Origin of the sequence: Methylobacterium sp. CCH5-D2 (assembly GCF_001556475.1) — a bacterium.
Lineage (GTDB): Bacteria > Pseudomonadota > Alphaproteobacteria > Rhizobiales > Beijerinckiaceae > Methylobacterium > Methylobacterium hispanicum.
In genome coordinates this window covers 1-1,331 of the sequence record NZ_LSIX01000410.1, presented here as the reverse complement: position 1 = coordinate 1,331, position 1,331 = coordinate 1, and the positions used below count along the sequence as shown (strand labels likewise).

Here is a 1,331-nt window from a genome sequence, read left to right as displayed (position 1 = left end):
GCTGGGCGCCCTCTACGGCCGGCTCACCGCCGCCCGGATGGCGCGGCCCGGCGCGCGCGGGCCCTGCCCGGTCCTCTGCCTCGGCAACTTCACCCTGGGCGGTGCCGGCAAGACCCCGGCGGCGCTGGCGCTCGCCGACATCCTGCGCGACCTCGGCGCCCGACCGGCCTTCCTGAGCCGCGGCTATGGCGGGCGCCTGCCCGGCCCCGTCGCGGTCGATCCCGCGCGCCACGGGGCCGCGGATGTCGGCGACGAGCCGCTCCTTCTCGCACGCTGCGCCCCGGCCGTCGTCGCGCGCGACCGGGTGGCCGGCGCCGCCCTGTGCGCGGCGGGGGGCGCGGACGTGATCGTGATGGATGACGGGCTGCAGAACCCCTCGCTCACCAAAGACCTCGCCCTCGCGGTGGTCGATGCGGGCGCGGGCATCGGCAACGGTCTGCCCTTTCCGGCGGGGCCGCTCAGGGCCCCGCTGGCCGACCAGTGGGCGCATGTTGCCGGGCTGATCCTGGTCGGCGACGGGCCGGGCGAGGCCGTGGCGGAGGCCGCCCTGCGGCATGGCCTGCCCGTGCACCGCGCCCGGCTCGCCGCGGAGCCCGGCGCGCTCGCCGGCCGGCGCGTTCTGGCCTTCGCGGGGATCGGCCGCCCGCAGAAATTCTTCGCGACGGTGCGGGAGAGCGGGGCGGACGTCGCCGCCACCCGGGCCTTTCCCGACCACCATCCCTACGCGGCGGGCGACCTTGCGGCGCTGGCCGCCGAGGCGGCGCGTCTCGGCGCGGACCTCGTCACCACTGAGAAGGATGCGGTGCGCCTGCCGGCGGCCTTCGCGGCCCGCGTGCTGTCCGTGCGGCTGCGCTTCCGCGACGAAGCGCCCTTGCGCGCGCAGTTGCGGGCCCTGTGCCGGCCGGCGTGAGGCCGCGTGCCTGTCGGCGGCGCGATCAGAACTTGTCCGGCAGGCCCTTCACCGCGTTGCCCAGCGCCTCGACGCTCGCGCCGATCTTGCGGCCCGTGGCGGCGAGCGTCGGCACCTTGATGCCGAACACCTCCGTCTCCTCGGCCTCGGCAGAGGCTGTCGGCTGGGTCCCCGCCTCGGCCGAAGCGATGGCTGCAGGCGCGGGCTTGCGCGCGGCGACAACCTTCTCGGGCTTTCTCTTGGCGTGTTCGGACGTCTCCCCCTTGGCGTCAGCGGGCTTTGCCGGCTCCTTGCGGCTCTCTGCAGGGGCCGGGCGCGCGCCGGGCTTCTCGGCCGCGGCCTTCTCGGGGGCGGGCGGCAGGGCCGCGAAGCTGGTGCTGGCGGTACGGGCGCGCACGGTCTCGGCGGGGCGCGCCCGTAC

At 77.1% G+C, this 1,331-nt stretch carries 1 protein-coding gene and 1 pseudogene; one reads left to right on the top strand and one right to left on the bottom strand.

Features of this window, described 5'->3' with window-relative positions; all coding sequences use genetic code 11:
* Window position 1 precedes the first annotated feature (1 nt).
* The gene (gene lpxK, locus AX737_RS10530; RefSeq protein WP_082772981.1) at window positions 2-910 is read left to right on the top strand and encodes a tetraacyldisaccharide 4'-kinase; all 909 of its coding nucleotides are present in this window, start codon (window positions 2-4) and stop codon (window positions 908-910) included.
* A 25-nt stretch (window positions 911-935) separates the two neighbouring features.
* Here the strand turns inward: lpxK and AX737_RS10525 are convergent.
* Window positions 936-1,331: pseudogene (locus AX737_RS10525) on the bottom strand (hypothetical protein); the annotation flags it as partial.